General features: G+C 54.9%; 24 protein-coding genes and 1 pseudogene. 14 read left to right on the top strand and 11 right to left on the bottom strand.

Annotated elements, in window-relative coordinates; translation table 11 throughout:
• The first annotated feature begins 3 nt into the window (after positions 1-3).
• From larC to larB, 3 genes are read left to right on the top strand one after another with little or no spacing between them, the layout of a single operon-like run.
• Positions 4-1,335: a nickel pincer cofactor biosynthesis protein LarC gene (gene larC, locus BMZ24_RS17975; RefSeq protein WP_092194244.1), complete on the top strand. Its 1,332-nt coding sequence runs from the start codon at positions 4-6 to the stop codon at positions 1,333-1,335.
• Positions 1,332-2,108, top strand: coding sequence for an ATP-dependent sacrificial sulfur transferase LarE (larE, locus tag BMZ24_RS17970; protein WP_092194242.1), 777 nt, complete (start codon positions 1,332-1,334; stop codon positions 2,106-2,108). Before larC ends, larE begins: the two co-directional genes overlap by 4 nt.
• A 59-nt stretch (positions 2,109-2,167) precedes the next feature.
• Entirely contained in the window at positions 2,168-2,917 is a 750-nt protein-coding gene (gene larB / locus BMZ24_RS17965; RefSeq protein ID WP_425266285.1) for a nickel pincer cofactor biosynthesis protein LarB, read from the top strand.
• Between the two features lie 69 nt (positions 2,918-2,986).
• Here larB and BMZ24_RS17960 read toward each other — a convergent pair whose 3' ends face one another.
• The 6 genes from BMZ24_RS17960 to BMZ24_RS17935 form a co-directional block, all read right to left on the bottom strand.
• On the bottom strand, positions 2,987-3,394 hold the full coding sequence (locus BMZ24_RS17960) for a tyrosine-type recombinase/integrase (RefSeq protein ID WP_279625558.1): 408 nt from the start codon (positions 3,392-3,394) through the stop codon (positions 2,987-2,989).
• On the bottom strand, positions 3,366-3,584 hold the full coding sequence (locus BMZ24_RS17955; protein ID WP_092194236.1) for a tyrosine-type recombinase/integrase: 219 nt from the start codon (positions 3,582-3,584) through the stop codon (positions 3,366-3,368). Before BMZ24_RS17955 ends, BMZ24_RS17960 begins: the two co-directional genes overlap by 29 nt.
• A 132-nt stretch (positions 3,585-3,716) precedes the next feature.
• Positions 3,717-4,409, bottom strand: a complete 693-nt coding sequence (locus tag BMZ24_RS17950) for an SOS response-associated peptidase (protein ID WP_092194234.1) — start codon at positions 4,407-4,409, stop codon at positions 3,717-3,719.
• Between the two features lie 102 nt (positions 4,410-4,511).
• A complete protein-coding gene (locus tag BMZ24_RS17945) occupies positions 4,512-4,913 on the bottom strand; it encodes a Ros/MucR family transcriptional regulator (RefSeq protein WP_092194232.1) in 402 nt (133 codons plus the stop codon).
• Positions 4,914-5,032: 119 nt separating this feature from the next.
• Entirely contained in the window at positions 5,033-5,638 is a 606-nt protein-coding gene (locus BMZ24_RS17940; RefSeq protein WP_279625557.1) for a recombinase family protein, read from the bottom strand.
• Positions 5,639-6,036: 398 nt separating this feature from the next.
• A complete protein-coding gene (locus tag BMZ24_RS17935; RefSeq protein ID WP_092194228.1) occupies positions 6,037-6,573 on the bottom strand; it encodes a ferritin-like domain-containing protein in 537 nt (178 codons plus the stop codon).
• Positions 6,574-6,819: 246 nt separating this feature from the next.
• On the opposite strand from BMZ24_RS17935, the gene prxU reads away from it, so the two are divergent.
• From prxU to BMZ24_RS17920, 3 genes are all read left to right on the top strand, one after another.
• Positions 6,820-7,539, top strand: a complete 720-nt coding sequence (gene prxU, locus BMZ24_RS20265; protein ID WP_092194226.1) for a thioredoxin-dependent peroxiredoxin — start codon at positions 6,820-6,822, stop codon at positions 7,537-7,539.
• Positions 7,540-7,668: 129 nt separating this feature from the next.
• A complete protein-coding gene (locus BMZ24_RS17925) occupies positions 7,669-8,853 on the top strand; it encodes a TsoY family (seleno)protein (protein ID WP_092194224.1) in 1,185 nt (394 codons plus the stop codon).
• Positions 8,854-9,110: 257 nt separating this feature from the next.
• Positions 9,111-11,405 (top strand): ATP-binding protein, encoded by a 2,295-nt coding sequence (locus BMZ24_RS17920; RefSeq protein ID WP_092194223.1) that lies wholly within the window; start codon positions 9,111-9,113, stop codon positions 11,403-11,405.
• Here the strand turns inward: BMZ24_RS17920 and BMZ24_RS17915 are convergent.
• Both BMZ24_RS17915 and BMZ24_RS20555 read right to left on the bottom strand, forming a co-directional pair.
• Positions 11,340-11,696, bottom strand: coding sequence for an SOS response-associated peptidase family protein (locus BMZ24_RS17915; RefSeq protein ID WP_244150411.1), 357 nt, complete (start codon positions 11,694-11,696; stop codon positions 11,340-11,342). The genes BMZ24_RS17920 and BMZ24_RS17915 overlap by 66 nt on opposite strands.
• A complete protein-coding gene (locus BMZ24_RS20555; protein ID WP_161949226.1) occupies positions 11,599-11,856 on the bottom strand; it encodes an SOS response-associated peptidase family protein in 258 nt (85 codons plus the stop codon). The genes BMZ24_RS17915 and BMZ24_RS20555 overlap by 98 nt, the downstream gene beginning before the upstream one ends.
• A gap of 125 nt (positions 11,857-11,981) precedes the next feature.
• On the opposite strand from BMZ24_RS20555, the gene BMZ24_RS17905 reads away from it, so the two are divergent.
• Both BMZ24_RS17905 and BMZ24_RS17900 read left to right on the top strand, forming a co-directional pair.
• Positions 11,982-12,431, top strand: a complete 450-nt coding sequence (locus BMZ24_RS17905; protein WP_092194217.1) for a Fur family transcriptional regulator — start codon at positions 11,982-11,984, stop codon at positions 12,429-12,431.
• A gap of 154 nt (positions 12,432-12,585) precedes the next feature.
• Positions 12,586-14,046: a catalase gene (locus tag BMZ24_RS17900; RefSeq protein WP_092194216.1), complete on the top strand. Its 1,461-nt coding sequence runs from the start codon at positions 12,586-12,588 to the stop codon at positions 14,044-14,046.
• Positions 14,047-14,386: 340 nt separating this feature from the next.
• Here the strand turns inward: BMZ24_RS17900 and BMZ24_RS17895 are convergent, their stop codons facing one another.
• Positions 14,387-15,613 (bottom strand): IS256 family transposase, encoded by a 1,227-nt coding sequence (locus tag BMZ24_RS17895; RefSeq protein WP_092194215.1) that lies wholly within the window; start codon positions 15,611-15,613, stop codon positions 14,387-14,389.
• Between the two features lie 230 nt (positions 15,614-15,843).
• Here BMZ24_RS17895 and BMZ24_RS20550 point away from each other — a divergent pair.
• The 3 genes and pseudogenes from BMZ24_RS20550 to BMZ24_RS17880 all read left to right on the top strand — a co-directional run bounded on the left by BMZ24_RS20550 (position 15,844) and on the right by BMZ24_RS17880 (position 19,707).
• Positions 15,844-17,207 (top strand): annotated as a pseudogene (locus BMZ24_RS20550) (TOTE conflict system archaeo-eukaryotic primase domain-containing protein).
• 134 nt (positions 17,208-17,341) lie between these two features.
• Complete coding sequence (locus BMZ24_RS17885; protein ID WP_092194214.1) at positions 17,342-17,524, top strand: response regulator; 183 nt, start codon at positions 17,342-17,344, stop codon at positions 17,522-17,524.
• Positions 17,525-17,703: 179 nt separating this feature from the next.
• Positions 17,704-19,707 carry a methyl-accepting chemotaxis protein gene (locus BMZ24_RS17880; protein ID WP_092194213.1) on the top strand — a complete coding sequence of 668 codons (2,004 nt, stop codon included), beginning with the start codon at positions 17,704-17,706 and terminating at the stop codon, positions 19,705-19,707.
• A 513-nt stretch (positions 19,708-20,220) separates the two neighbouring features.
• Here the strand turns inward: BMZ24_RS17880 and BMZ24_RS17875 are convergent.
• Together BMZ24_RS17875 and BMZ24_RS17870 are read right to left on the bottom strand one after the other, a co-directional pair.
• A complete protein-coding gene (locus BMZ24_RS17875; RefSeq protein ID WP_092194212.1) occupies positions 20,221-20,769 on the bottom strand; it encodes a nitroreductase family protein in 549 nt (182 codons plus the stop codon).
• 395 nt (positions 20,770-21,164) lie between these two features.
• Entirely contained in the window at positions 21,165-22,043 is an 879-nt protein-coding gene (locus BMZ24_RS17870; protein ID WP_092194211.1) for a LysR family transcriptional regulator, read from the bottom strand.
• A gap of 122 nt (positions 22,044-22,165) precedes the next feature.
• Here BMZ24_RS17870 and BMZ24_RS17865 point away from each other — a divergent pair, with 122 nt between their 5' ends.
• From BMZ24_RS17865 to BMZ24_RS17855, 3 genes are all read left to right on the top strand, one after another.
• Positions 22,166-22,459 (top strand): putative quinol monooxygenase, encoded by a 294-nt coding sequence (locus BMZ24_RS17865; RefSeq protein ID WP_092194209.1) that lies wholly within the window; start codon positions 22,166-22,168, stop codon positions 22,457-22,459.
• Positions 22,460-22,534: 75 nt separating this feature from the next.
• Positions 22,535-23,554 carry a B12-binding domain-containing radical SAM protein gene (locus tag BMZ24_RS17860; protein ID WP_092194207.1) on the top strand — a complete coding sequence of 340 codons (1,020 nt, stop codon included), beginning with the start codon at positions 22,535-22,537 and terminating at the stop codon, positions 23,552-23,554.
• A 95-nt stretch (positions 23,555-23,649) separates the two neighbouring features.
• A complete protein-coding gene (locus BMZ24_RS17855; RefSeq protein WP_092194304.1) occupies positions 23,650-24,651 on the top strand; it encodes a zinc-binding alcohol dehydrogenase family protein in 1,002 nt (333 codons plus the stop codon).
• The last annotated feature ends 155 nt before the right edge of the window (positions 24,652-24,806 follow it).

The following is a 24,806-nucleotide window of genomic DNA, read 5'->3' as shown; positions in this document are numbered from 1 at the left end:
TCGATGAACATACTTTATTACGACTGTTTCGCCGGCGTGAGCGGCGACATGAACCTGGCCGCCATGATCGATCTGGGCGTGGAGCCCGACTATCTGCGCTGCGAACTCTCCAGGCTCGGGCTGGACCATGAGTTTGAGTTGGTCATTGCCAAAGACTCCCGCCACGGCATCCACGGAACGCGGGTGGACGTGGTTCTGAAGAACGGCGGCGACGAGCATCTGCATGACGGCCATATCCACGGCGATACGCCCCACGCCGGCTATCATCATGGCCACGACGATCACGGGCGCCATCATGGTGACGCCAGTCATGAGTGTGGACATGCTCACGGCCATGCGCATGATCATGGGCAGACGCACGGTCCACACCGCAATCTCGCGAAGATCGAGGCCATCATCCAGGGAAGCTCCCTGGGCCCGGCGGTCAAGGAAACGAGCCTGGCCATTTTCCGCCGGGTGGCCGAGGCCGAGGCCAAGGTCCATGGGAAAGCGGTCGAGGAGGTCCATTTCCATGAGGTGGGCGCCACCGACTCCATCGTGGACATTGTCGGCGCGGCCATCTGCTTCCATCGTCTCGGCGTGGACGCGGTCTGGGCATCGCCGGTGGAGCTGGGCGGTGGCTTCGTGCACTGTGCCCACGGTACGATCCCGGTCCCGGCTCCGGCCACGGTGGAAATACTGCATGGCGTGCCGACCACGCGCGGGGCCGTGCTCCAGGAGACGACCACTCCTACGGGCGCGGCCGTCCTCGCGGCCCTGGTGGACAGATTCACGGATTCGCCGCGCATGGTCGCGGACAGGACCGCTTACGGCATCGGGCACCGGCATTCGGACATCCCCAACGTGTTGCGGGTCCATCTGGCCCGTGTCGAGGACGGTCCGGAAGCCTGGATCCGCCGGGATGCCAGCCTGCTGCAATGCAATATCGACGACATGACGGCCGAAATGCTCGGCGTGGTCATTGAGGATCTCATGGCCGCAGGTGCCATGGATGTTCATTTCACGCCGATCCAGATGAAGAAGAACCGCCCGGCCACATGCCTGTCGCTTCTGTGCACGAAAAAGGATGAGGCACGCTTCACGGATCTCATTTTCAGCCAAACCACGACGCTGGGGATCAAGAGCTTCCCGGTCGGCAAATCTGTGCTCGAAATCGCGTTCGAGAAGATCGAGACGCCCCTTGGCCCGGTGACCTTCAAGCACGCCCTTCGGAACGGCAAGGTCGTCCGCTCCAAGCCGGAACTGGAGGACTGCCGCAGGTTGTCCGTTCTGCACGGCATCCCTCTGATCGAGGTCTGCGCGCGTATCGCCCAGGGCCGGGCGGAGCACAGATGACCGGCCACATCGAAGAGTACGAGCGCCTGCTGGCGGAGATACGGCCGCTTGGTTCGGTCGTGGTGGCCTTTTCCGGGGGAGTGGACAGCACCTTGCTGCTCGATGCCTGTCTGCATTCCTTGGGACCGACGCGTGTGTTGGCCGCGACCCTGGCCACGCCCTATGTACCGCAAAGAGAGATTCGCGACGCCAAGCGCTTGGCGATCGCTTTCGGGGTACGGCATGAAGTGGTCTATGTCCCGTTTCCAGGCGAACTTCGAACCAATCCGCTGGAGCGCTGCTATGTGTGCAAACGCGATCTGCTGGGGCGGCTTCAGGCTCTGGGGGCCGATCAAGGCTTTATGCACATCGTCGAGGGCAGCAATGCCGATGACCTGGGCGATCATCGTCCGGGCATGAGGGCGGTGAGCGAATTGGGAGTCCGCAGTCCGCTGCTGCGGGCAGGCTTGGACAAGGCCGCCGTGCGGGAACTGTCCCGTCTGCGCGGCCTGGACACATGGAACAAGCCGGCCCAGCCCTGTTTGCTGACACGTTTCCCCCACGGAACGGATATCACGATATCCCGTCTGCGGCGTCTCGAAGACGCCGAGGCATTGCTGCATGACCTGGGTTTTTTCGACGTGCGGGTGCGCGAGCATGGCGATCTGGCCCGCATCGAGGTGCCTGCCGGGAGCGTCCGGGATTTGGTTCGGGTCGGTCTGGAACATGACGTGGAAGCCGGGCTGAGGGAGTTAGGGTATGCGTATGTGACGGTTGATCTGGCGGGCTACTGAAAAGGGAGCTTCAATGCTGCCGGGCCGCACTCCTCGAAGACGGAAATGGAAAAATGAACATGAATCACGATATGATACGAAATATTCTCGCCGCCGTGCAGCGCGGCGAACTGGATGTGGAGCAGGCTGCGGGACGTCTGCAGGACAAGGGCTATATCGATCTCGGGCACACAAAGTTCGACATGCACCGCGTCACACGCAACGGCTTTCCAGAAGTGATCTACGCCGAGGGCAAGACGCCCGAGCAGGTCGGTGACATCTTTGAGCGCCTGCGGGGCGAGTCCAACGTCCTGGCCACGCGGGTGTCGCCGGAGATGGCAGAGTACGTTCTGCGCCGCTGTCCACATGTGCGGCACAACGCGCTCGGACGCACCTTGGCCAGCACATGCGAGGACATTACCCCCAAACCTGGGGCGGTGGCCATCGTCACCGCCGGGACATCCGACCTGCCCGTGGCCGAGGAGGCCCGGGTGACCTGCGAGATGTTCGGGACGCGGGCGCGCGTGTTTTCCGACGTCGGAGTGGCCGGCATCCACCGTCTTTTCGACAGGCTGGAAGACATCCGGCGGGCTGACGTGGTCATTGTCGTGGCGGGAATGGAAGGCGCACTGGCCAGCGTGGTTGGCGGACTGGTATCGGGGCCAGTGGTGGCCGTGCCGACATCGGTCGGGTATGGCGCCGCTCTGTCAGGATTTTCGGCTCTTCTGTGCATGCTCAACTCTTGCGCCAGCGGCGTGACTGTAGTGAATATCGACAACGGGTTTGGAGCAGCCTGTGCGGCGTGTAGAATATGTAGCCTCAATAAATAGTGTTGCGAAATTTGTATTAAATAATAAAGATATATTTGCTGTATAATGTCGTTGCGTTAATTTTAAGATTTATGCTTTTTTTAGATTTTCAATATCTATCGAATTGCTTGGCTTTTCAATTTTCGCAAATAAATCTCCTGCCACTTCAGCTGCTCGTTTTAGAGCTTCGTCGCGAAGATGTGCGTAGCGCTGTGTCATTTGCGGAGATTTGTGTGTCAATAGCTTCTGTAGTGTATATATATCAACTTGACCAGAGCTGGCTAACATTGAAGCATATACATGCCTGAGTCCATGCAGAGCTCGAAAATCTTCAGGAAGCCCGGCGCGGCGTTTTATTCGGGCTGCTTGATGTTTGACATCTTTTCTCAAGCCGCCATTGCGGCCTGGGAAGACAAATTCACTGCCTGTTCTGGGATGAAGCCGTGTCTGAAATGCTGCAGAGTCTAAATTATTTTTTGCCTTCGGATATCTCCACAACCTTTCCAGATGACACTTGGGTCATGGCTTCCAAAGCGGCCATGGCTTTGCGCTTGGTTCGCTTGTCGTCGTGTGCGTAGCGCAGTGCCATGATTGGGGACTTCCAGCCACCAAGAGCTTGCAGGTCAGGCAATGTTGTCCCTGCCTGTGCAAGCCTTGTCGCCGCTGTGTGGCGCAAGTCGTGGCACATGAGACATCGTGGGGCGAGAAATTTCTTCGCAAAGCGGTTCGGTTGCTCTTCTGAAGGTCCTTGGGCCAGGCAACGCTATCGGTGACTTTCTGTGAGCGATTCCGCCTGGAGCGTTTGCTTGGCGCAGAAAAGTCAGGCCTTGAGGGGTACGAGCAGTTCCGGGAAGTCGTTGCGCGTGTTGTTGACCCTGGTGCTTACGGGGTAGCTGTCGAAGTCGTTCCGTGAATCGGCGATGATCTCCTGGACGGCCGGCTCGGGTGTGTTTGGGTCCAGCCAGGTGTCGAAGTCTTCGGGCCTGAGGACCACAGGCATGCGGTCATGAATATGCAAGATGTCCGGCGCTGCCGCCTTGGAGAGTAGGGCGCAGGAAAGCACTTGGGTGCTTTCCTGTCCTGTCCAGATGGCCCAAAGCCCGGCGAAGACGATTGTTTCTGTATTCGGTGCGCAGATGAAGTAGGGCTGCTTCACCTGCCGGCCCGAGTCGCTCCTGACCAGTTCCTTTTCATTCCACTCGTACCATCCGCGTGTCGGCATCAGGCAGCGCAACTTGCGCAAGCTGTGGCGCCAGGTCGGCTTCTCGGCCGCTTCTTCGGACCTGGCATTGAAGGTCAGGGAGGGTGACGCATCCTTCTTCCACCAATGGGGAATGAGCCCCCAACGCGCGCCGTTCAGTTCGAGCAAAGCGTCTTCGGCCCTGGAGACCATGGGCACACGGGTTGTCGGAGCCACATTGAAACGCGGCTCCGGCCAATGCCAATTCCAGCGGTCAATTTTCAGGATATGCGCAACCGCTGCTTCGTCTGGAAGGGAGAATCGTCCGCACATGGGCATCTCGTGCGCTTGGGTTCAGCAGAGGCAGTATCCACCGATGATAGGAAGCAAGAGGCCGGCTCCCTTGGTGAGGGGAGGCCGGCCTGATGAAGCAACTTATTCGGCCTTGGGTGCCTTCTTGCGTTTCTCCCAGAGTTTCATGCCCTGCATGGTCTTGCGGCGGTCTCGCGCCAAGGACTTCGCCACCAGGGAAGTGCCTTTCTTGTAGCCATATTTTTCCTTGTACTGTTCCGGCGTGAGGCCGTGTGTAGCCAAGTGGCGCTTCGTCAAAACTTTGAATGACTTTCCGCACTCACAGCAGATGACGCTTTTTTCCCGGATGGCATTTTTGGGATCGACAGCGGCTTCAGTTTCAACGGCAGGCGCGACACCTTCCGCGACACCGCGAATGCTTCCAGCCAAGGATTTGATCATGGACGTGATCTCTTCCTCGTTCATGTTGCGGACCGATGCCTGGGCTTTGACGATTTCGATTGCTTGCTTGAGATAATCTTCCATGGCGTCTCCTGATGGTCTGAGGTAATTTCGTAGGCGTTACTCAAGCATAAATCGTACCTATGTCAATTGTCGCGCAGAAAAATTAATTTTTCACAAGGAATGCATGGGATGCATATTCGTCATACCTCCACAGTCACCGCTGGAGTAGGTAACTGCTTTTCGCCGTAAATGACACGCTGAACACTGGAGAGACTACAACCGAGTTGTTCAGCGATCTTGCGAAACGATATGCCTTCCTCTCTCAGGGTGCGCACCTTGACCCGGTCCACGCTTTTCTTCCTGCCGCCTTTGCCATGGGCATATTTTCCCGCTGCCTTGGCTTTTTCAATGCCCTCGCGTTGACGCTCCCTCAAGATATTGCGCTCGAATTCCGCGAAGCTGCCCAGGACATCGAAAAGCAACTTGGTGAAAGGGTCGTGGTTATCCTTGGTGAACGTCAGGTTTTCCTTCACGAATTTTACGGTGACGCCTTTTGCAATCAACTGGCTAATGATGTTTTGCAGATCCTGAAGGCTCCGGGCTAATCTGTCGATGGAGTGGATCCACAAGGTGTCGCCCTCGTCCAAGCGCGATAAGCAGTCCAAGAGCTCAGGCCTGTCGGTATTCTTTCCGGAGGCCTTCTCTTCATAGATCTTCCAGAAATCGACCGTGCAGTCGGCCAGTTGGCGGACTGTATTCTGGTCGTGCGTGCTCACCCTGACATACCCTACATGTCGTCCCTTCATCGGCATCCTCGGAATTGAAATTCGCGTTTTGTAGGGTCGAGCGTGCCCAAAAATGATCTAGATGTAAACAATCAGTGTGCCCAAAATTTCAAAAACAAATAGTTATGGGCACGAATTCCCGTGCCCATAACAGTGCCCAGAAAGGGTATACATGGAATGAATCTCTATAGTCATGTCCGCGGTTAACGCGTTGAGCAAATCTTGGAGAATAACCACCTAAAGGCTTGTACAAATCTCCGGGACTACTTCTGTTGTTGAACGATATTCCGTGGGAAATAGGAAGCAGGTAGGAGTCATGTTCGTCAGCTTCCTGAATAGTCCAACATGATAAAATTAAAAAAGAGGCGCACGGATCTCCGCACGCCTCGATTTCGATACGCTGGAAGCCCCTAACTGGCTTACTGACCGCTGATTATGAAGCCCTTGGTGGAAGCCCCTGTGGACGCGGAGGTTCCTGCGATTTTGGACAGGTAGGTGTCGCCTAAGGTATTGATGTGGTTCCCCACGTTGTCGAAGTAACTCATATGCGCTTGCTCTTCCTCGATGATGGTCTCGAAAAGCTTAGCACTGATGGAGTCGCCGTTGTCGCGACAGGTCAGAAGGAACTGGCTGTAGACATCGATGGTGTCGTCCTCAAGTTGGGTATCATAGGGATATATGACGTTCACGTCTTGGCCCTTCTGTAACTCGCCTTCATACGAAGTGGTCGGTTCACCGTCTAGTTCCTTGATGCGTTCAGCAAACATCTCAGCGTGGCGCATTTCATCGATTGCGACGAGTTTCATGTTCTTTGCCAGTTCGCCGTAATCCATGTCGTCAAGATTATAGTGCTGATTCATATACTGAGTAATGGCAAAGAGTTCCATGGATCTTGCTTGGTTCAGTACTTCCACCACACGGGCTTTTCGCTCTTCTCTGGATATTTTATCCGTCATGACAACCTCCTAAAAAAGTAAGAAAATTAATACACGTAATATCATTTAAAAATTTACCAAGCGTGCATACATGAGACAGTTTTTTATGCCCTAAAGTCTTCGTTCCTTCAAGAATATGTTTTCTGACATGATCAGTACGATTAATAGATTTGTTGAGTTTTCTTGCATAAGGATTTTCTATTGGATAGGCTATTGAGAATTGGACTTAATTATGAGTGTTTACCAACATAACTTAAAGAGGTCATTATGGAAGAAGAATTGGAGGTCGGCTGCACCCGCCCGACCGCGGAAGTCGAACAGCAGGAGCCTGAGTCCCAGACCAAAGCAGAACCAGTCATCCACGGAGCCCGTCCCATGATCCAGATCGGCAAGAAAGCCCCGGATTTTTCCGCCCCGGCCTACTTCAACGGCAAGTTCACCTCGGTCAAGCTCTCGGATTACCTCGGAAAATGGGTGGTGCTCTGTTTCTACCCCGGTGATTTCACCTTTGTCTGAGCGACTGAGATCTCGGCGGTCGCCGAGAAGCATGACGAATTTGCCAAGCTTGGCGTGCAGGTCCTGTCCATGAGCACGGACAGCATGTTCGTGCACAAGATGTGGGTGGACGACGAGCTCTCCAAAATGATCACCGCCAAGACGGTGCCCTTCCCCATGCTGTCCGATGGCGGCGGTAACGTCGGCAAGATGTATGGCATCTATGACGAGGCTGGCGGCGTGGACGTGCGTGGCCGCTTCCTCATCGATCCGGACGGAGTCATCCAGGCCTTCGAGGTGCTGGCCCCTCCGGTGGGACGCAACGTTCTTGAAACCGTGCGAGAAATCCAGGCCTTCCAGCTGGTGCGCGAGAGCAAGGGCACCCAGGCCACGCCTTCGGGCTGGCGGCCGGGCAAGCAAACACTGAAGCCCGGCCCCGGCCTCGTCGGCAAGGTCTGGGAAGTCTGGAGCGTCGACAAGGCCTTCGACTAGATACGATGTGGAAACCAGCGGAGCGGCGCCTGTTCATACGGGTGCCGCTCGTCTTTTTGCGGACCGGACAGCGTGCATGCGACGTCTGAGAAAGTAGGCTTCAGCCAAAGAACGAAAAGGAGAAACACCATGGATGCAATTTCGGGCAGACCGTCCGAGACCTACTCGCCGCTGTATTTTCTGACCTCCCTGGGTTCCGGAGGCCTGGTGGTGACGTTCTTCATGTGGCTCATGCACTGGACCAGGCATCCCGGCCGCTCCGTGCCCGTCTTCGAAAACATCGTCGCCGCATTTTCTGCAGGCGGTGTCGCCAGCCGCACCATGATCGTCCTGGCCGTCGCCGGAATAGCCTATTACGCGTTCCTGAACCTCAAGTACCTCTTCTGGAACCTGGCCCGCTTCGGGCTCTGGAAGCGGACGCCCGCATATGCCCAGCTGTCCTCTACGAACGCCGAGACGCAGATACTGGCCATGCCGTTGGCCCTGGCCATGAGCGTAAACGTCTGCTTCATCCTCGGGATGGTCTTCGTGCCGGGTCTGTGGACAGTTGTGGAATATCTCTTCCCTGTGGCGATACTTGCCTTCCTGGCCATAGGCGTGCTGGCCTTCCGCATGTTCGGGAGATTCCTGGGCCGGGTACTGACGTCCGGGGGGTTTAGCTGCGCCTCTAACAACTCCTTTGCCCAGGCCCTGCCTGCCTTCGCCCTGGCCATGATCGGCGTCGGGCTGGCCGCGCCCGCCGGGCTGTCCTCAACCCCTTTGGTGGCCGGCATCGGACTTGTGCTGTCGACGTTCTTCCTGATCGCCTCCGTCCTCATCGCGGGCATCGCTTTGGTCCTAGGCCTGCGATCCCTGGCAGAGAACGGGGCCAACATTGAGACGGCCCCGACCCTCTCGGTCTTCATCCCGCTGCTGACAATCATCGGTATCCTGTCCCTGCGCCAGAACCACGGCCTCGACGAGCATTTTGGACTGGCCAGCGGCGGCGCAGAGCGGTTGATGATGCTGTCGCAGTATCTCTCGGCTCAGTTGCTTTTCGCTCTCCTGACCGGGCTCGTGCTGTGCCGCCTGGGCTATGTGGACAGGTTCATCAACGGACGCGATGCGTCGGCGGGCTCCTACGCCCTTGTCTGCCCAGGCGTGGCACTGGCGGTGATGATCCATTTTTGGCTGAACAGGGGACTCGTGGATGCCGGGCTTATCGACAAGTTTTCGGTTGCGTACTGGACGATTTCAGCGCTGGCTGTGGCGATCCAGTTCATGACCATTTGGCTGGTCTTCAACCTGAACCGCAAGCATTTCCAAAGTCAGTGAGGTAAAAAATAGAGTTTAAATTCGGCGGATCAGGTGAGTGCATCCGGGGTGAGGACGTTATTGTCGTCGACAGTGTGTAGCCCTCAGACACGGCATGATCGTAGTCGCGGTAGACATCTAGGGGGGTGTGTGCGAAAGTTAATAACAAGCGCAGGAGTTGGGTACTCGCTCTCCGCTTGGGCCTCCCGCGCCAAGAAAACGATCCTGCAAGGCGCCATGAAGGCCGGCCGCCGCGAACGCTTGCATTCGGAGGCTGCATGACGCCACGATTTCTGCACGGTTCCATCCGTAAAACACTTGCCTTTCTCTTTTTGGCTGCAGCTCTACCCGCTTTTGTCGTCTTACTGCTGTATGGCATACAAGAATATGAAGATTCGGTTTCCAAGGCCGAAACTGACCTCTTGAGATTCGTTAACCAGATAGCGGAAATCCAGCAACAGGCTACGCTATCGACCAGACTGCTGCTGGATAACGTTGCCCGCATGCCGGCCGTGCGGCAGGCCGATGCTAAAGCCTGCAAGGAAATTTTCGCGAACGCCTTGCAGTTAAGCCCACACCTCGCGGGAATCACCTTGACCGATCCAGCGGGTAACGTCGTGGCGAGCACGCGGCCCCAGATGACTGCCAATATGTCCATGAGCAAGCATTTTCGGGACGCCCTTCGAACCAAGAGCTTTGCCGTGGGCGAATTCATGATTGGCCGGCTTCAGCCCGTACCGATCTTCCCCTTCGCCGCCCCGGTGTTGACCACGCAGGACCAAGTCCACGGCATGCTGCTCGCTTCCATTGATCTCGACCGTTACAAGCAACTATTTCAGAACATGCGTTTTCCTGACAAATCATTTGTCGGCGTGTGCGACCATGCCGGCCTGCGTCTGTACCGCTTTCCCGCCACCGACAAAACACCCATAGGGGGGCCCGTCCGCTCGTCCGTGTTTGAGATCGCCAGACAAGACTGGTCCGAAGGTCTGAAATTCGATGTGGGGTCGGATGGCATTAAACGCATCATCGCCTTTCGCCAGATCCGCCTGGATGAGGACAGCGCGCCCTACATGTTTTTTTTCGCGGGAATGCCTGTAGCTGCAGTACACTCTACAGCCCGGCAGAACCTGTTGGTGGACCTAGGCGTATTCCTTTTCGCTGTTTGTCTAACGTTCGTTAGTGGCTGGTTTTTAGGCGGGAAGAAGCTTAGCCGGAGTCTGGAGGAAATTGCCATTGCAGCCAGGCGCATTGGCGCTGGGGACTACACCGTGCGGGTCAGCGGCGTCCCTGAAATTGGCGAAGTGGATGCCCTGAAAGGCGCTTTCAACTCTATGGCCGCTGACCTAGCTGAACATAGCGCCTCCCGCAAACGGGTCAAGGACGACCTGCTGCAAGCCAAAACCCAGGCCGAAGCGGCCAGCATCGCCAAGTCGGAATTTCTTGCCAACATGAGCCACGAGATCAGAACTCCTCTGAACGGGATCGTCAGCATGCTCCAACTTCTTGAAAGTTCGATCACAGATCCGGAGCCTCTACGGTATTGTTCCATGGCTCTGCAATCCACCGACCGACTTACCCAGTTACTGACAGATATCCTCGATCTGTCTAGGGTAGAGGCTGGTAAAATGCAGATGCGCTCTGAGATTTTCAATTTGCCCGAGATTATCCGGCAGGCAGTTGACCTCTTCGAGCCCATCTCAGTACAGTCCGGCGTGGAACTCCAGTATCTCACTGATCCGTCCCTCCCTCTCTGGGTAGAGGGAGATCCCGTGCGCCTGCAGCAGGTCCTGGTCAATCTCATCGGTAACGCCTTTAAGTTTACTCCCAGAGGTCATGTGTCTGTAGAAGCTTCCGCCTTCTCCGCAAAGGTCGAAGGGCAGGCACGTATCCTTTTCACTGTTTCAGACACTGGCTGTGGCATTCCTGATGAGGCATTGCCTAGTCTTTTTTCCCCCTTTACCCAGGCAAGTCAGGGATACGCGCGTAGCCAGCAGGGGGCTGGCCTTGGGCTTTCAATCTGTAAGCGTCTTGTGACCCTTATGGGCGGGAATATGGCGGTGGAAAGCGAAGTTGGGACTGGCACGAGCATTCATTTCAGCATCACAGTCGAACGAGCCACCGAGTTAAATGTCGATTCCCCTGTCGAGCGGCAGATCTCCTCAGCCTTGCACGGACGGGTATTGGTAGTCGAAGACGATGAGGTCAGTCGCTTCGCGGTACGCAAAATGCTGGAAAAAAGAGGGTGCGTCGTCGAAACAGTGAGTAATGGCAAAGAGGCTGTTGACCTCTTGGAGAAACGGAATTTCGATCTCGTACTCATGGATGTGCAGACGCCAGTCATGGACGGCTTAGAGGCCACCCGGCGCATACGTGAGTTTGGCCTTGAAGACCGGCGCACCATTCCTATCATCGCCTTGACGGGCTACGCTATGGACGGTGATAAGGACCGATTTTTGGCTGCGGGCATGGATGACTACATCGCCAAGCCTGTCTGTATGGCTGACCTAAGTCGGATCATCGACGAGGTGCTGCGACGTCGGCACAGGGTGGAGCCATCTGCTGTCTCTTAGTTGGACGAACTTGGCACCACATAAGCATCCAAGAGTTCCGGGAAGTCGTTGCGAGTGTTGGACCCTGGTGCTCACTGGGTAGCTGGCGAATTCGTTCCGTGAGTCGGCGATGATCTCCTGGACGTCCGGTCCGGGCGTGTTAGGGTCCAGCCAGGCCTCGAAGTATTCGGGCTTGAGGACCACGGGCATGCGGTCATGGATATGCACGATGCCTGGCGATGCCGCCTTGGAGAGCAAGGCGTGAGTGCCGTCCTGTCCAAACTGCCCAAAGCCCTGCGAAGGCGATAGCATCCGCATCCGCATTCGGTGCGGAGATCAAGTAGGGCTGTTTTAGCTGTCGTCCTGAGTCGCTCCTCACCAGTTCGTATTCGTTCAACTCGTACCATCCACCTGCAGGCATCAGACAGCGCAACCTGCGTAGACTGTGGCGCCAGGTCGGCTTCTCGGCCACCTCTTCGGACCGGGCATTGAAAATTCAGGGTGACGCCACTCATCCTCACGTCTAATATCAAGAAGATTTGACGCAAATGATAATTTATACTAAAAAATAATCATTCTTTAAACAACGGTGGAAAAATGTCCCACGATCCCCTCACCAACGCGCAGCGCCTCGAACGCATGCTCGACAGTCTCAAGGAGCAAGGCCTGCGGATCACGCCGCAACGGCTGGAGATCCTGAGGATTCTGTCCGAGAGCGTGGGGCACCCGTCCGTGGAGGACATCCATGCCAAGGTGCGGGCCAAGTTCCCCACCACGAGCCTGGCCACGACCTACAAGACGGTCGCCCTGCTCAAGGATCTCGACGAGGTGCTGGAACTGGGCTTCGCCGACGGAAGCAACCGCTACGACGGCAACAAGCCCTACCCTCACCCGCATGTCATCTGCACCGTGTGCCGCAAGATCATGGACCCGGACCTGTCCATGCTGCGCGACATGACCGAAGAGGTGGCGCGAGAGACGGGATTTCGCATCACCACGCACCGTCTGGACTTCTTCGGCCTGTGCCCCGACTGCCAGAAAAAGTGAGGACGGGCTTTTTTTTTGCCTCTTTTAAAGAATGATTATCTTCTGATATTAATTATTTTGTAGATGCATTTTCCCATGCGGCAGGGCCGCTTTCGCCAGGCGCTGCCCAACGTTTCAGACCAACCCGACCGCCAACCGCCAACAGGAGGAACCCATGAGCGACAAGAAAAAGCTGACCACCAACGCCGGCGCCCCGGTGCCCGACAACCAGAACGTCATGACCGCCGGCCCGCGCGGACCGCAACTGCTGCAGGACGTCTGGTTTCTGGAGAAGCTGGCCCACTTCGACCGCGAGGTCATTCCCGAGCGGCGCATGCACGCCAAGGGCTCCGGCGCCTACGGCACCTTCACCGTGACCCACGACATCACCAAATACACCAAGGCCAAGATCTTTTCCGAGATCGGTAAGAAGACGGAGCTTTTCGCGCGCTTCTCCACCGTGGCCGGCGAGCGCGGCGCGGCCGACGCCGAACGGGACATCCGTGGATTCGCCGTCAAGTTCTACACCGAGGAAGGCAACTGGGACATGGTCGGCAACAACACGCCGGTCTTCTTCCTGCGTGACCCTCTGAAGTTCCCGGACCTCAACCACGCCGTGAAGCGCGACCCGCGTACCAACCTGCGCAGTGCCAAGAACAACTGGGACTTCTGGACCAACCTGCCCGAAGCCCTGCATCAGGTCACCGTGGTCATGAGCGACCGTGGCATCCCGGCCAGCTACCGGCACATGCACGGGTTTGGCAGCCACACCTTTAGCTTCATCAGCCCCAAGAATGAACGCTTCTGGTGCAAGTTCCACTTCCGCACCCAGCAGGGCATCAAGAATCTGACCGACGCCGAGGCCGAAGCCCTGGTCGGCAAGTGCCGCGAAAGTCACCAGCGCGACCTCTATGAGAGCATCGAGAAAGGCGATTTCCCGCGCTGGACCATGTACGTCCAAGTCATGACCGAGGCCCAGGCCGCAAAGTTGTCCTACCATCCCTTCGATCTGACCAAGGTTTGGTATCACAAGAATGCGCCACTGATCGAGGTGGGCGTGCTGGAACTGAACCGCAACCCCGAGAACTACTTCGCCGAGGTCGAGCAAGCCGCCTTCAACCCGGCTAACGTCGTGCCCGGCATCGGTTTCTCCCCGGACAAAATGCTCCAGGGCCGCCTCTTCTCCTATGGCGACGCGCAACGCTACCGTCTGGGCGTCAACCACCACCTCATTCCTGTCAACCAGGCCCGCTGCCCCTTCCATAGCTATCACCGCGACGGGGCCATGCGCGTGGACGGCAACCACGGCAGCACCCTGGCCTACGAGCCCAACAGCTACGGCGAGTGGCAGCAGCAGCCCGACTACTCCGAGCCGCCCTTGGCTCTGGATGGCGCCGCGGCCCACTGGAATTTCCGCGAGGACGACAACGACTACTTCACCCAGCCCGGCAAGCTCTTCCGACTCATGAGCCCCGCGCAGCAGGAGGCCCTGTTCGGCAACACGGCCCGCGCCATGGGTGACGCGCCCGACGAGATCAAGATCCGCCACATTGGTAACTGCCTCAAGGCTGACCCGGCCTATGGCGCTGGCGTGGCGAAGGCCCTGGGAATCGATCTGAACAGAGTGCCGAAATAACCCGAGCCGGTGACAGCAAACGCGAGGCCGCTCCATCCGGGGCGGCCCGCTTCCGTTGTGCCCCGGCAGAGCGCGTGGTGCTTAAGTAGTCAGCCCTGAAAAACAGGACAACATGTCGAAATTAATTGAAATTTAATCGGAGATAATGTATTTCAAATAACCAGTAATGCAGTGAAAAATGCATTTTTTCTGGTCGAAATCACTCCGAGGTTACCAACGATGCAGCCCAAAAAATCGGACCGTCAGCGCAGCTTCCTCTGCCCAGATCTGATCGATCAACTCGATCCTCGACACCATCTTCTGGGGTGAGGGTGTACTGAATTTTGTGTAAACGGCAGTGTTAGAGGTTGATCATCCTGTCTTCGAATTGGATGCTGAATCTGGTCAGCGCAGCTTTCCAATCTCGAATCGGCATAGTCCATTTCCGGCTGATGTTCTGTAGGGCCAGATAGAAGAGCTTGGCAAGGGAGTCATCACTCGGGAACGAGCCCCGGTTCTTGGTGATCTTGCGCAGGCTCATGTTGATCGATTCGATAGCATTGGTGGTATAGATAACCTTCCTGATTTCGGGTGGATAGCCGAAAAACGGGATGATCCGCTCCCAGTTCCTGCGCCAGGACTGCCCGATGGGCGCCAGCGTCTGGTTCCACTTCTCTTCAAACTCCGTGAGTCGTTGTTCTCCAGCCTCGACGGTCGTCGACGTATAAATGGCCTTCAGATCGGCGGCGACTTCCTTGCGCTGCTTCCAGTTCACGAACTTGAGGCTGTGACGCACCATGTGCACCAGGCAGAGCTGGACGTCGGCATGCGGGAAGACCGCTGCGATGGCATCAGGAAAGCCCTTGAGGCCGTCCACGCAGACAATGAAGATGTCGTTCACTCCACGGTTCTTGAGTTCCGTGACCACCTGGAGCCAGAACTTGGCACCTTCGGTCTGGGCGATCCAAAGACCGAGCAGTTCCTTCTCCCCACGCAGATTGATCCCCAAGGCCAGATATACGGCCTTGACCCGCACGGCCCCGCTGTCCCGCACTTTGACGTGGATGCAATCCAGATAGACGATGGGGTACAAGGCTTCCAGCGGGCGAGACTGCCAGGCCTTGACGTCCTCGATGACCGCGTCGGTGACAGTGGAAATGAGCGTCGGCGAAACCTCCGTCCCGTACATGTCCATCAGATGGGCTTGAATCTCGCGGACGGTTATGCCCCGGGCATAGAGGGACAGGATCTTGTCATCGAAGCCCGTCCAGCGGGTCTGGTGCTTGCCGATGAGTTGAGGTTCGAAGGTGCCCATACGGTCACGGGGCACTTCGATGGGGAGTTCGCCGAAATCGCCCTTGAGGGTTTTGCGGCTCTTGCCGTTGCGGGTATTGCCGGTGAGGTTGGCGACGGGAGCATGCTTTGAGTGGCCGAGATGGTCGGTCATTTCAGCGTTGAGGGCCCGCTCGACGAGGGCCTTGGTCAGTTGCTTGAGAAGGCCTTCCTCGCCGATGAGGTCTTCAGGCTTCTTGTAATCCGCCAGGAGGGCGTCGATCAGTTCGACTGGTAGTGGCTTGCGTGCGGTCATGTCGTCTCCTTGTGGGGTGGTCGATTATCGACAACTGACCGTTTACACAAAATATTTTACACCCCCGCATTTTTGCTGGAAATTTTCAATTACCATACCGTCAAGCATCGTGAATATTTCTAATGTATTTATTTGTTAAATGCCACATGTTCTATTTTTTATTCATACTTTATTGCTGATGTGTGCTTAGCTCATATCTTATAATTTATATTTATTTGATAAGTTAACAAATGTGTCGGAATAATGATGGTGATATTTCTGGAGAAAATAGCGCTGTAGTTCGAGAAGAATTATTGCGGCTTCGAGTAGAAAATAAACGCCTTAAAGTTCTGCTGAATCGCCATGGTATTTCATTTGATGATGTTCAATTTGCAACGAGTAATTGCGAAACAACAGAATCACTGATTCCACAAGTCCAATTTTCTATTACAGAAAAGATAGTTTTATTCCGAAAACTTTTTCGGGGGCGCCCCGATACTTACCCTCATCGCTGGGAATCAGCAAAGGGGGCGTCTGGTTATTCGCCGACATGTGGCAATGAGTGGAAGACTGGGATATGCAAAAAACCAAAGGTCAAATGTAGTGACTGTGATCAGCGTCATTTGTTGCCGGTGACCGATCAGGTAATTTTTGATCACCTGTCTGGTAAGCAAGCCATTGGAGTTTATCCGTTATTAGATGATGATACGTGTTTTTTCTGGCGGTTGACTTTGATGGGTCAGACTGGAGGGAGGACGCTAGGGCCTTCCTGCGATCCTGCCAAGATTTGAATATTCCAGCGGCGCTGGAAATCTCCCGTTCCGGAAATGGTGCGCACGTTTGGATTTTTTTTGCTGAGTCAGTATCGGCCCGAGAGGCACGACAGCTCGGTGCCGCACTGATCAGTTACACTTGCGATCGCACTCGTCAATTGTCCTTGGTCAGCTACGACCGACTGTTTCCCAATCAGGATAGCCTTCCAAAGGGTGGCTTTGGTAATCTGATCGCGCTTCCCTTACAGAAACAGCCTCGGGAATTGGGACGGAGCGTGTTTGTCGATGAACATCTCGTGTCCTTCCAAGATCAGTGGTCGTTTTTGGCATCAAACCAACCAATGACACGATGTGCGCTGGACGCAGCCATATTGCATGCCAGCGGCGGTCGTCATCCCTTGGACGTTGCATTTGCGACTGAGGAAGAGAATCACAAACCTTGGCACCGCCAGAAGTCAGTGCCAAGCATGATTGTCGGAAGCTTGCCCGAATTCTTGACTTTGGTGCTGGCAAATCAGATTTTCATCGCTAAAGCAGATATCTCCCAACAACTGACAAATCGGTTGGTCCGGATCGCAGCCTTTCAGAACCCGGAATTTCGTAAGGCTCAGGCTATGCGCTTGCCTGTCTGGAATAAAGCACGCATTATCGGTTGCGCAGAAAATTATCCACAGCATCTAGGTCTGCCTCGTGGCTGTCTCGATGCTGTGGTGTCCTTATTACAGTGCAACAATATAAGTCCTGAGATTCAAGATGAGCGATTGACTGGCCAGAAAGTGAAAGTTAAATTTTTGGGTAAACTTCGCAAGGATCAGATAGTAGCAGTTCGGCTGCTGTTTTAAGGGTTTTTTATTCGGTTGATTGTTGTTATCGCCTCGCAGCGAAAAATAATGCAGAGAGGCGCAATTAGTTCTGGGGGGGGGGGGATTTTCTGTCAGCGAGAGCCTTAGTATGAAATTTTCCGTATTTTTTAAGATTGGTTATCGAGAAAAAAGATTCTGCAAATACCATTATTGCTCTGACCGCCTATGCCATGGAAGATGACAAACAGATTTTTCTAGACGCAGGTATGAACGATTATTTGTCCAAACCCGTACGGTTGGAGGATCTGGAGGCCAGGATTGGGAGATGGATTTTCGATAACAAGAAGCATTTTTGATTCATACGATTTGCGGAGTCGGATAATGTCTGGGTTTACTCGAAATGTCCCAATCGTAACGAAAAAAATGTTTACAATTACTATTATAAATAATAGATAATTTGCCTTCTAATCCAACCCGGACTAAATCGAATGGCCTCCCCGGCCTTGAACTTTTTTTTCGAAAAGGGAAAATCTTCGTGAAAATTATACACCGAATTCTGTTGGTCGGCCTTGTTCCGCTGTTCGCATTCTTCATTATTATTGGCGTAAATCTATCTCAAACACTCAAGGACCACTCGATATTCAGCGCGATGGGAAAAAATATCCATCTTTTTCAGGCAACTTCGGCGTTGGTTGGACATCTACAGCGTGAACGCGGGGGAACAGCCCTGTTTTTGTCTGGCGGTTTAGAGTTCGCACAGATCCAAGAACTCCGGCAGCGAACTGATTCCGCCCTGCCTGCATTTGAACAAACGCTGTTACACGCCGTCCTCCCAGACAACACCAAGCAAAAACAGGCCCAAATTGTTATCAGCTTGAAGCAGCTAAGGTCCGAGTATTCCCAGAAACAGCCAGAATTGCGTATCCAGCAGATTGCCGGATACACGGAATTGATTCAAGGACTTATTGGGATGCAGGGAGAAATTCCCAATGGTCCCACCGCACGCGGGTTAGGTAAAGTTCTTGGATCGCTTATGACTTTAGAAGTGGCCAAAGAAAGTGCTGGCCTGCTACGCGCTAATGGCTCGAGCTTGCTGGCGTTGAATGCCCCTTTATCCAATGATCAATTTGCGCTCATCATCCGTTTGAAAAGCGAAGTTGATGTGGGGTTAAGTTCTCCGGCTCTGGTCCTAAGCCGAGACTCCAAAGAAAAACTTCGAAGCCTGCCTGATACCAAACCTTGGCAAGAAGTTGATAGAATCTTACACGTTTTGCTCTTAAAAACGCAAAGCGGTGGCTTCGATATTCCAGGGTCCACGTTTTTTCAGCAGATGACTCTTAAAATTGACGACATTGATCAGGTCATTCTCGACGAAAGCTCTAGGCTTGGTGGACGTCTGGAGACAGAACAGGCGAACATGACTCGTACACTGGTCATTAGCCTCAGCCTGATGGCTTTGTTGACGGTATGCGCCATTGTAGTCACAAGTTTCTTTGCCTACAATATCGTTAAACGCATCAACATGGTTGTCGCGTCCCTCAAGGATATCGCCGAAGGGGATGGCAACCTGACCGTACGTTTGCCTGAAGGCACAGACGAATTGGGCATGCTAGCTAAATATTTCAATAGCTTCGTTCAGCATTTAAAAGACATGATGGTCGACATTCAAGCTAATGCAACCTCTCTGGCCCAGACAAGCACGCACATGGCCAGCCTTTCCACTCAGGTTTCCGCTGGAGCAACGGACACAACTGAACGTTCTTCCACAGTATCCGCCGCCGCCGAAGAAATGAGCGCCAACACATCTTCCGTTGCGGCCAGTATGGAGCAAACCTCCGCCAATCTTACCACAGTGGCTTCAGCGGCCGAAGAAATGAGCACTACCATCAATGATATCGCTGGGTTTTCAGTTAAAGCCCGTTCCACTAGCAGCAGCGCCACGCAAAAAGCCAAAGGTATGAGCGAGATTATGCAACAGTTGGTACTGACAGCCCAAGATATCGGCAAGGTCACGGAAACTATCACCGCCATTTCTTCTCAAACCAACTTACTCGCACTCAATGCAACCATTGAAGCTGCTCGGGCCGGAGATGCTGGCAAGGGCTTCGCCGTTGTCGCCAATGAGATCAAGGAACTGGCGCGACAGACCACGGGTTCTGCCGATCACATCCGGCAACGTGTCACAGCCATTCAAGCCTCCACGGATTCTGCCCAGCTCGTGGTGCAGGACATTACCACGGTCGTAGATGATATAGGCGAAATCATCGAAACTATTACCACGTCCATCAATGAGCAGGCAGCCACTACTCGTGAAATCGTCCTGAACATTGCGGAAGCAACACTTGGCGTTCAAAATGTAAACAATCTCATGACAGAAAGCGCTAGTGTTTCCCGCACAATTGCCCAAGATATCGCCGAGGTTCACTCGACCACTGTTGATATGACCGCCGCCAGCAAGGAGGTGGATGTCAGCGCAAGCAATCTATCCGCATTGTCAATTCAATTGGAAAAATTGGTCAGGCGTTTTCGCTTGGAATAACCGGACACCTCATTTTCTCGACTTTCGGGGTTAGCTGCTAATTGCTAACCCCGAAAGTCGAGTCATGAATTAATCGACGCGCTGTTAAAAGGGTGAAGTGATCATATCTGAAAAATTTAGAGTCATTTTAAGCGATGGTATTTTTTATATGCCAATATAAAAAATTCGGAGTATCGTCGCCTAGAACTGTATTTGTTACAGTGGTTGATGTTTGACTCAGAGAGTTGTAAAGTTTTCACTATGGAGTCAATGTTTTAAGAAGAAGCAGTTGTTGTGACTCGCAATACAATCAGTGCAAAAAAAAGATAATATGCCCATTAAAGCAGTGATTAATATAGCTTCCTTGTCTACTCAAGTGGCGCCTGCGTTGACCATGTCATCCTTGATGCCGGGGGTTGATGTGTAGGTATACTCATTTAGATACTACGTGGTTGTACCAATTATAAGGCTTGTGCAACTATCTTGACCACTACAGACTCCCCCGGCAAGTTAGTATTATTTGAAGGATTAAGGCTAGATGAACCGAAGTATTTCCTCGACGTTCTTGCGCTTGGTGGCCGGGGGTTGCTCGTCGGGGTAACCGTAGGTGATCAGCGCGGCCACGGTTTCGTCTTCGGGCAGTCCCACGATGCCGGGAATGGTGTTTTCGTCGATGACGCCGAAGATGCAGGTGCCGACGCCTTTGGCATGAGCTGCAAGGCAGAAGGTCTGGCAGGCGATTCCCGCATCGAAAACTTCCCAGATGTTGGTCTTTTCTGTGGCGTATTCATCCTTTTCAGGATCGAGCTTGCCGGATTTGCCTTTGACGAAGCTCAGAACGGCCACACCGTGGGCATTTTCCAGGGTCTTGATGTTGTAGGTGAAGCCCTTCACCCCGTCGGTCGCGAGCTTCTTGATGGTTTCCGCATCGTCCACCAGGGTGTAACGGGCAACCTGGAAATTGGCCCAGGACGGTGCCCACCGGGCGATGTCGATGATTTCCTTCATGAGTTCGCGGTCAACCTTCTGGTTCTTGTACTTGCGAACGCTTCTGCGTTCCTTGATCATCTGAATGGCGTCCATTGCTGTGTCCTCGTTGCTTTTGATGGTTGGTCAGAAAAAAACGTCACCTCCACGCGCATCACGGGGCAGCTTGCATCGGTTTTTTCGTCCGGCGATGCGATGGTGCCGGTGGCCTGTCCGTGGAGGGCCAGGGGGCTCTCGTGGACACCACGGAACTGTCACGATGAACCCGAGGCTTGCGGTCATGCCGTCGGCACGCAAGCTGTCTTTCCTGCGCGAAGGTGGCACAATTTGTGACGAATTGCTTGTGTTCAGTTGAGGATGTAGGCGTTTTGTATCGAGAAGTGAAACGAGTTGTTTAAATATTATCTATGAAGAAATGAAATAAATTGGCGACTCATGCGCGAATCACCGATTTTTGGCCGTGACCAAGGCGGTACGGCCATTTTCTTGGCCTAGCCCACTCCGACTTCCGCAAGTTCCTCCTTGAGAAAGGCAATGAACGGTTCGATCAATGGATGGGAGTCGGCAGCGTTGCTGAAGGCCTGGATGCTTGTCCGGGGCAGTGCGGGCAGGCCATGTGTCAGGATCTTCAAATCCTTGCTGACGGCCGATTTGGGGATCACCGAAACGCCAAGCCCTGCAGCAACTGCGGACTGGGTGCCCTGAATGGAGTTGGCGCTCAGGGAGAGGTTCCAGGGACGCTCGTACCCCGCCAGGGCCTCAAAGGCGACTTTCCGGTAGCTGCATGGGGGCTGCATCAAAATCAGTTCAAGTCTTCCCTCGCCCAATTCAATGTGTTCATCGTGTGGTCCGACCCATACCAAAGCCTCTTCCATCAGGAGCACGCCCTTTTCTCCCTCGGGTCCTGCCACAACGATATCAAGCAGACCCTCCCGCAAATCCCGGACAAGCGAGTTCCCGACTCCCAGGGTGAGTTCGACGGACGCATTGGGATGGAGACGTTTGAAACGTGTCAGGAGTTTGTAGAGATGGTGCGGGACAAGGTATTCGGCGAATCCGATGCGCAGGGGGTTTTTGATCACGGGTGAACTGACTGCGGCGTAAGCCTCGTCCGCCAGGGCCAGAATTCTTCGGGCGTAGGCCGTGAACACCTCGCCTGCAGGTGTGAGCGTCACCGATCTGCTGGTTCGCTCGAACAATCGGATATGCATGCGCTCTTCGAGCTTGGCGATCTGAAGGCTCACAGCGGACTGTGAGCGACCGACCCGTTTGGCCGCGTCGGAAAAGCTGCCCTCGTCAACTACCGAGACTACCGACCTCAGCGTGATCAGGTCAGCGTCCAAGACGTATTTGGCGTTTTTTTGTTCCATGTTTTTTACCTGTCATTGATTTGTAATCCTCATAGATAGCATTAAAACAACTCGCTTTACTAATCAAAGCTTGGGTGCAATTTTCGTTTGCACAGACAGTACAATTCCAAAGGAGAGACATTATGAACAAGGCACTGACAATTGTCGCCCGTATCGAAGCCAGGAAGGAAAGCGTGGAACTGGTGAAAGCCGAACTGCTCAAGCTCATCGACGTGACGCGCAAGGAAGAAGGTTGTGTCCAGTACGACCTGCACCAGGACAACATGCAGCCGGAAGTCTTTGTGTTCTATGAGAACTGGATTGATCGCGACCTCTGGCAGGCGCACATGGGCAAAGCCCATCTCGCCGAATACATGCGTTCCACGGATGGTCATGTCGTCAGCTTCACCCTGAACGAGATGACCCGGATCGCGTAGCTGGGCGCATGGGTCCGGCCTTCTCGCCGGGCGCGCGAGGGCCGGATCGTCCAATAAAGACAGGAAGAGATCACAATGAACAGTGGATATATCGAACTCGGTCCTATCCGGCCGCCGGATGAAGCCGACAGTCTTCTTATACGAACGACCCGTGGCTGTCCCTGGAATCGGTGCGCCTTTTGTACGCTCTACAAGGGCGTTTCCTTTTCCATTCGTTCCGTGGAGGATATCAAGAAGGATATTGTAACAGCCAGGGAAGTTCATGACGGCCGCCACGTGGAGCGCTGCTTTCTCCAGGACGGCGACTCCTTTGCCATGAAAACACAGGACCTTGTCGAGGTTCTGCGCGCTCTCAAGGACGCCTTTCCTGCGCTCAGGCAGATAAGTTCCTATGGTCGGGCTCAGTCCATGAACCGGAAGTCGCCGACTGAGATCAGGGAGATAGCTGACGCCGGACTCAATTTGCTGTACTGCGGCATGGAATCCGGCTCCAATGACGTCTTGAGGAAGGTGCGCAAGGGGGCCACGGCCGAAGCCATCCGCAATTCCACCGTACTGGCCCGGGACGCCGGCATGGATGTTTTGCTGTTCACCATTCTCGGCCTGGGGGGCAGGGAACTGACCATGGACCATGCCAAGGGGACGGCGGATCTCATCAATGCCATTGATCCCTCCGGGGTACGGGTACTCACGCTGGCCGTGAAGCCCGGCAGCGTTCTGGACGGCATGGTGCGCGAGGGCAGCTTTACCATGCTGTCCGAGGCGGAGATGATCGAGGAACAGCACAGGATCCTGTCGCTGATTGACAGAGTTAGATGCACGTATGGCAACTACCACGCCGTGAATCTTCTGCCTGAACTGCAGGGCGAATTGCCCCGGGACAAGGCCGGGATGCTGGCCGTCATGGAGCGCTTCCTGGCGTTGGATTCTGAAGCGAGGCGGCATTTCATCTTTGGCCGCAGGGAAAGGTTCTACGCCCGCCTGGACGATATGGAAGACACAGGCCGCTGTGCCATGGTCAAAAGGGCCATGGAGGGGTACAATCCAGTACATTTGGAAGAGATATTTCACAACCATCGCAGGAACTGGATTTAGCCAGTCACGTGTTTTACGGGTTGGGCCTGTGATGCCGCGTGCTCGCATGAGGCTGGGACGATGAAGAAAAGTACTTTGAAGAAATGGAGGTTGTCGTGAAGGTTATTGTCGCAAAAGGCGGTTCTGCCGCCAGTAATCCTGAGGCGTTCGTCCTCCGGGAACAGCCGGTTCCCGAGGCGAAAGGGCGTGACATTCTGGTGCGGATCGCCGCCATCGGCATGAACCCGGTCGATACCAAGGTTCGTGAACGCATGGAAGGTGATAAGGTGCTGGGCTGGGATGCCTGCGGTATTGTGGAAGATGTCGGGAGCGATGTGATCGGGTTCGCCAAGGGCGACCGTGTCTACTATGCGGGGGACCTGACCCGTCCCGGAACCAACGGCGAGTATCATCTTGTTGATGAACGCATCGCGGCTCACGCCCCGAAATCCCTGGGCGACGCGGAGACGGCGGCCATGCCGCTGACTTCCATCACGGCCTGGGAAGCGCTGTTCGAGCGTCTTCAGTTCATTCCCGAGGCAGGGGCCAACTCCGGCCGGAGCATTCTCATCATCGGCGGCGCAGGCGGCGTCGGGTCCATCGCCACACAGCTGGCGCACTGGGTCGGGCTGACTGTTTTTTCCACGGCATCGCGTCCCGAAACAGCGGATTGGTGCAAAAGTCTCGGCGCCGACGTTGTCCTGAATCATCGCAAGGGCATCGTTGAGGAACTCAAGGTGGCTGGGACGGATCAGGTTGACGCCATCCTGTGCACGACCCACCTCGAAAGCCATTGGGCTGCCATGGCCCAGGCCATCCGCCCGCAGGGCAGGGTGGCCTTTATTGACGATCCGACGAGCGCCCTTGATATCACCATCTTCAAGATGAAGAGCGTGGCCCTGGTCTGGGAATTCATGTACACCCGGTCGATGTTTCAGACCGAGGACATGGCCGAGCAGGGCGCATTGCTTGCTCGGGTTGCCGCCCTGCTTGATGATGGCACGATCAGGTCGACCTGTTCCGAAACGTTGAACGGACTGACGGCCGAGAATATCAGACAGATGCACCTCAGGCAGGAGAGTGGAGCCATGATGGGCAAGCAGGTGCTGGTTCTCTAGCCTTTGGGATCGGGGATAATAATGAAACGAGGGTGCCCGAAGGTAAGTGCCTCTTCAACAGAAGTGGCCCCGGAAATTTGCACAAGCCTTTAGGTGGGAACTCTGCTAGTCCCGACCCCTTCAAACGCAAATGATTAGGGAGCAGAGAATGACGA

It is taken from the genome of Desulfomicrobium norvegicum, assembly GCF_900114595.1.
GTDB classification, from domain to species: Bacteria; Desulfobacterota; Desulfovibrionia; order Desulfovibrionales; family Desulfomicrobiaceae; genus Desulfomicrobium; species Desulfomicrobium macestii.
This window is presented reverse-complemented; position numbering and strand designations above follow the sequence as displayed.

Bases quoted from the DNA above. Each gene is read 5' to 3' on its own strand.
- larC (WP_092194244.1), top strand. From the start codon at position 4: ATGAACATACTTTATTACGACTGTTTCGCCGGCGTGAGCGGCGACATG.
- larE (WP_092194242.1), top strand. From the start codon at position 1,332: ATGACCGGCCACATCGAAGAGTACGAGCGCCTGCTGGCGGAGATACGG.
- larB (WP_425266285.1), top strand. From the start codon at position 2,168: ATGAATCACGATATGATACGAAATATTCTCGCCGCCGTGCAGCGCGGC.
- BMZ24_RS17955 (WP_092194236.1), bottom strand. From the start codon at position 3,584: ATGTGCCACGACTTGCGCCACACAGCGGCGACAAGGCTTGCACAGGCA.
- BMZ24_RS17950 (WP_092194234.1), bottom strand. From the start codon at position 4,409: ATGTGCGGACGATTCTCCCTTCCAGACGAAGCAGCGGTTGCGCATATC.
- BMZ24_RS17945 (WP_092194232.1), bottom strand. From the start codon at position 4,913: ATGGAAGATTATCTCAAGCAAGCAATCGAAATCGTCAAAGCCCAGGCA.
- BMZ24_RS17940 (WP_279625557.1), bottom strand. From the start codon at position 5,638: ATGAAGGGACGACATGTAGGGTATGTCAGGGTGAGCACGCACGACCAG.
- BMZ24_RS17935 (WP_092194228.1), bottom strand. From the start codon at position 6,573: ATGACGGATAAAATATCCAGAGAAGAGCGAAAAGCCCGTGTGGTGGAA.
- BMZ24_RS17925 (WP_092194224.1), top strand. From the start codon at position 7,669: ATGGATGCAATTTCGGGCAGACCGTCCGAGACCTACTCGCCGCTGTAT.
- BMZ24_RS17920 (WP_092194223.1), top strand. From the start codon at position 9,111: ATGACGCCACGATTTCTGCACGGTTCCATCCGTAAAACACTTGCCTTT.
- BMZ24_RS17915 (WP_244150411.1), bottom strand. From the start codon at position 11,696: ATGCTATCGCCTTCGCAGGGCTTTGGGCAGTTTGGACAGGACGGCACT.
- BMZ24_RS17905 (WP_092194217.1), top strand. From the start codon at position 11,982: ATGTCCCACGATCCCCTCACCAACGCGCAGCGCCTCGAACGCATGCTC.
- BMZ24_RS17900 (WP_092194216.1), top strand. From the start codon at position 12,586: ATGAGCGACAAGAAAAAGCTGACCACCAACGCCGGCGCCCCGGTGCCC.
- BMZ24_RS17895 (WP_092194215.1), bottom strand. From the start codon at position 15,613: ATGACCGCACGCAAGCCACTACCAGTCGAACTGATCGACGCCCTCCTG.
- BMZ24_RS17875 (WP_092194212.1), bottom strand. From the start codon at position 20,769: ATGGACGCCATTCAGATGATCAAGGAACGCAGAAGCGTTCGCAAGTAC.
- BMZ24_RS17870 (WP_092194211.1), bottom strand. From the start codon at position 22,043: ATGGAACAAAAAAACGCCAAATACGTCTTGGACGCTGACCTGATCACG.
- BMZ24_RS17865 (WP_092194209.1), top strand. From the start codon at position 22,166: ATGAACAAGGCACTGACAATTGTCGCCCGTATCGAAGCCAGGAAGGAA.
- BMZ24_RS17860 (WP_092194207.1), top strand. From the start codon at position 22,535: ATGAACAGTGGATATATCGAACTCGGTCCTATCCGGCCGCCGGATGAA.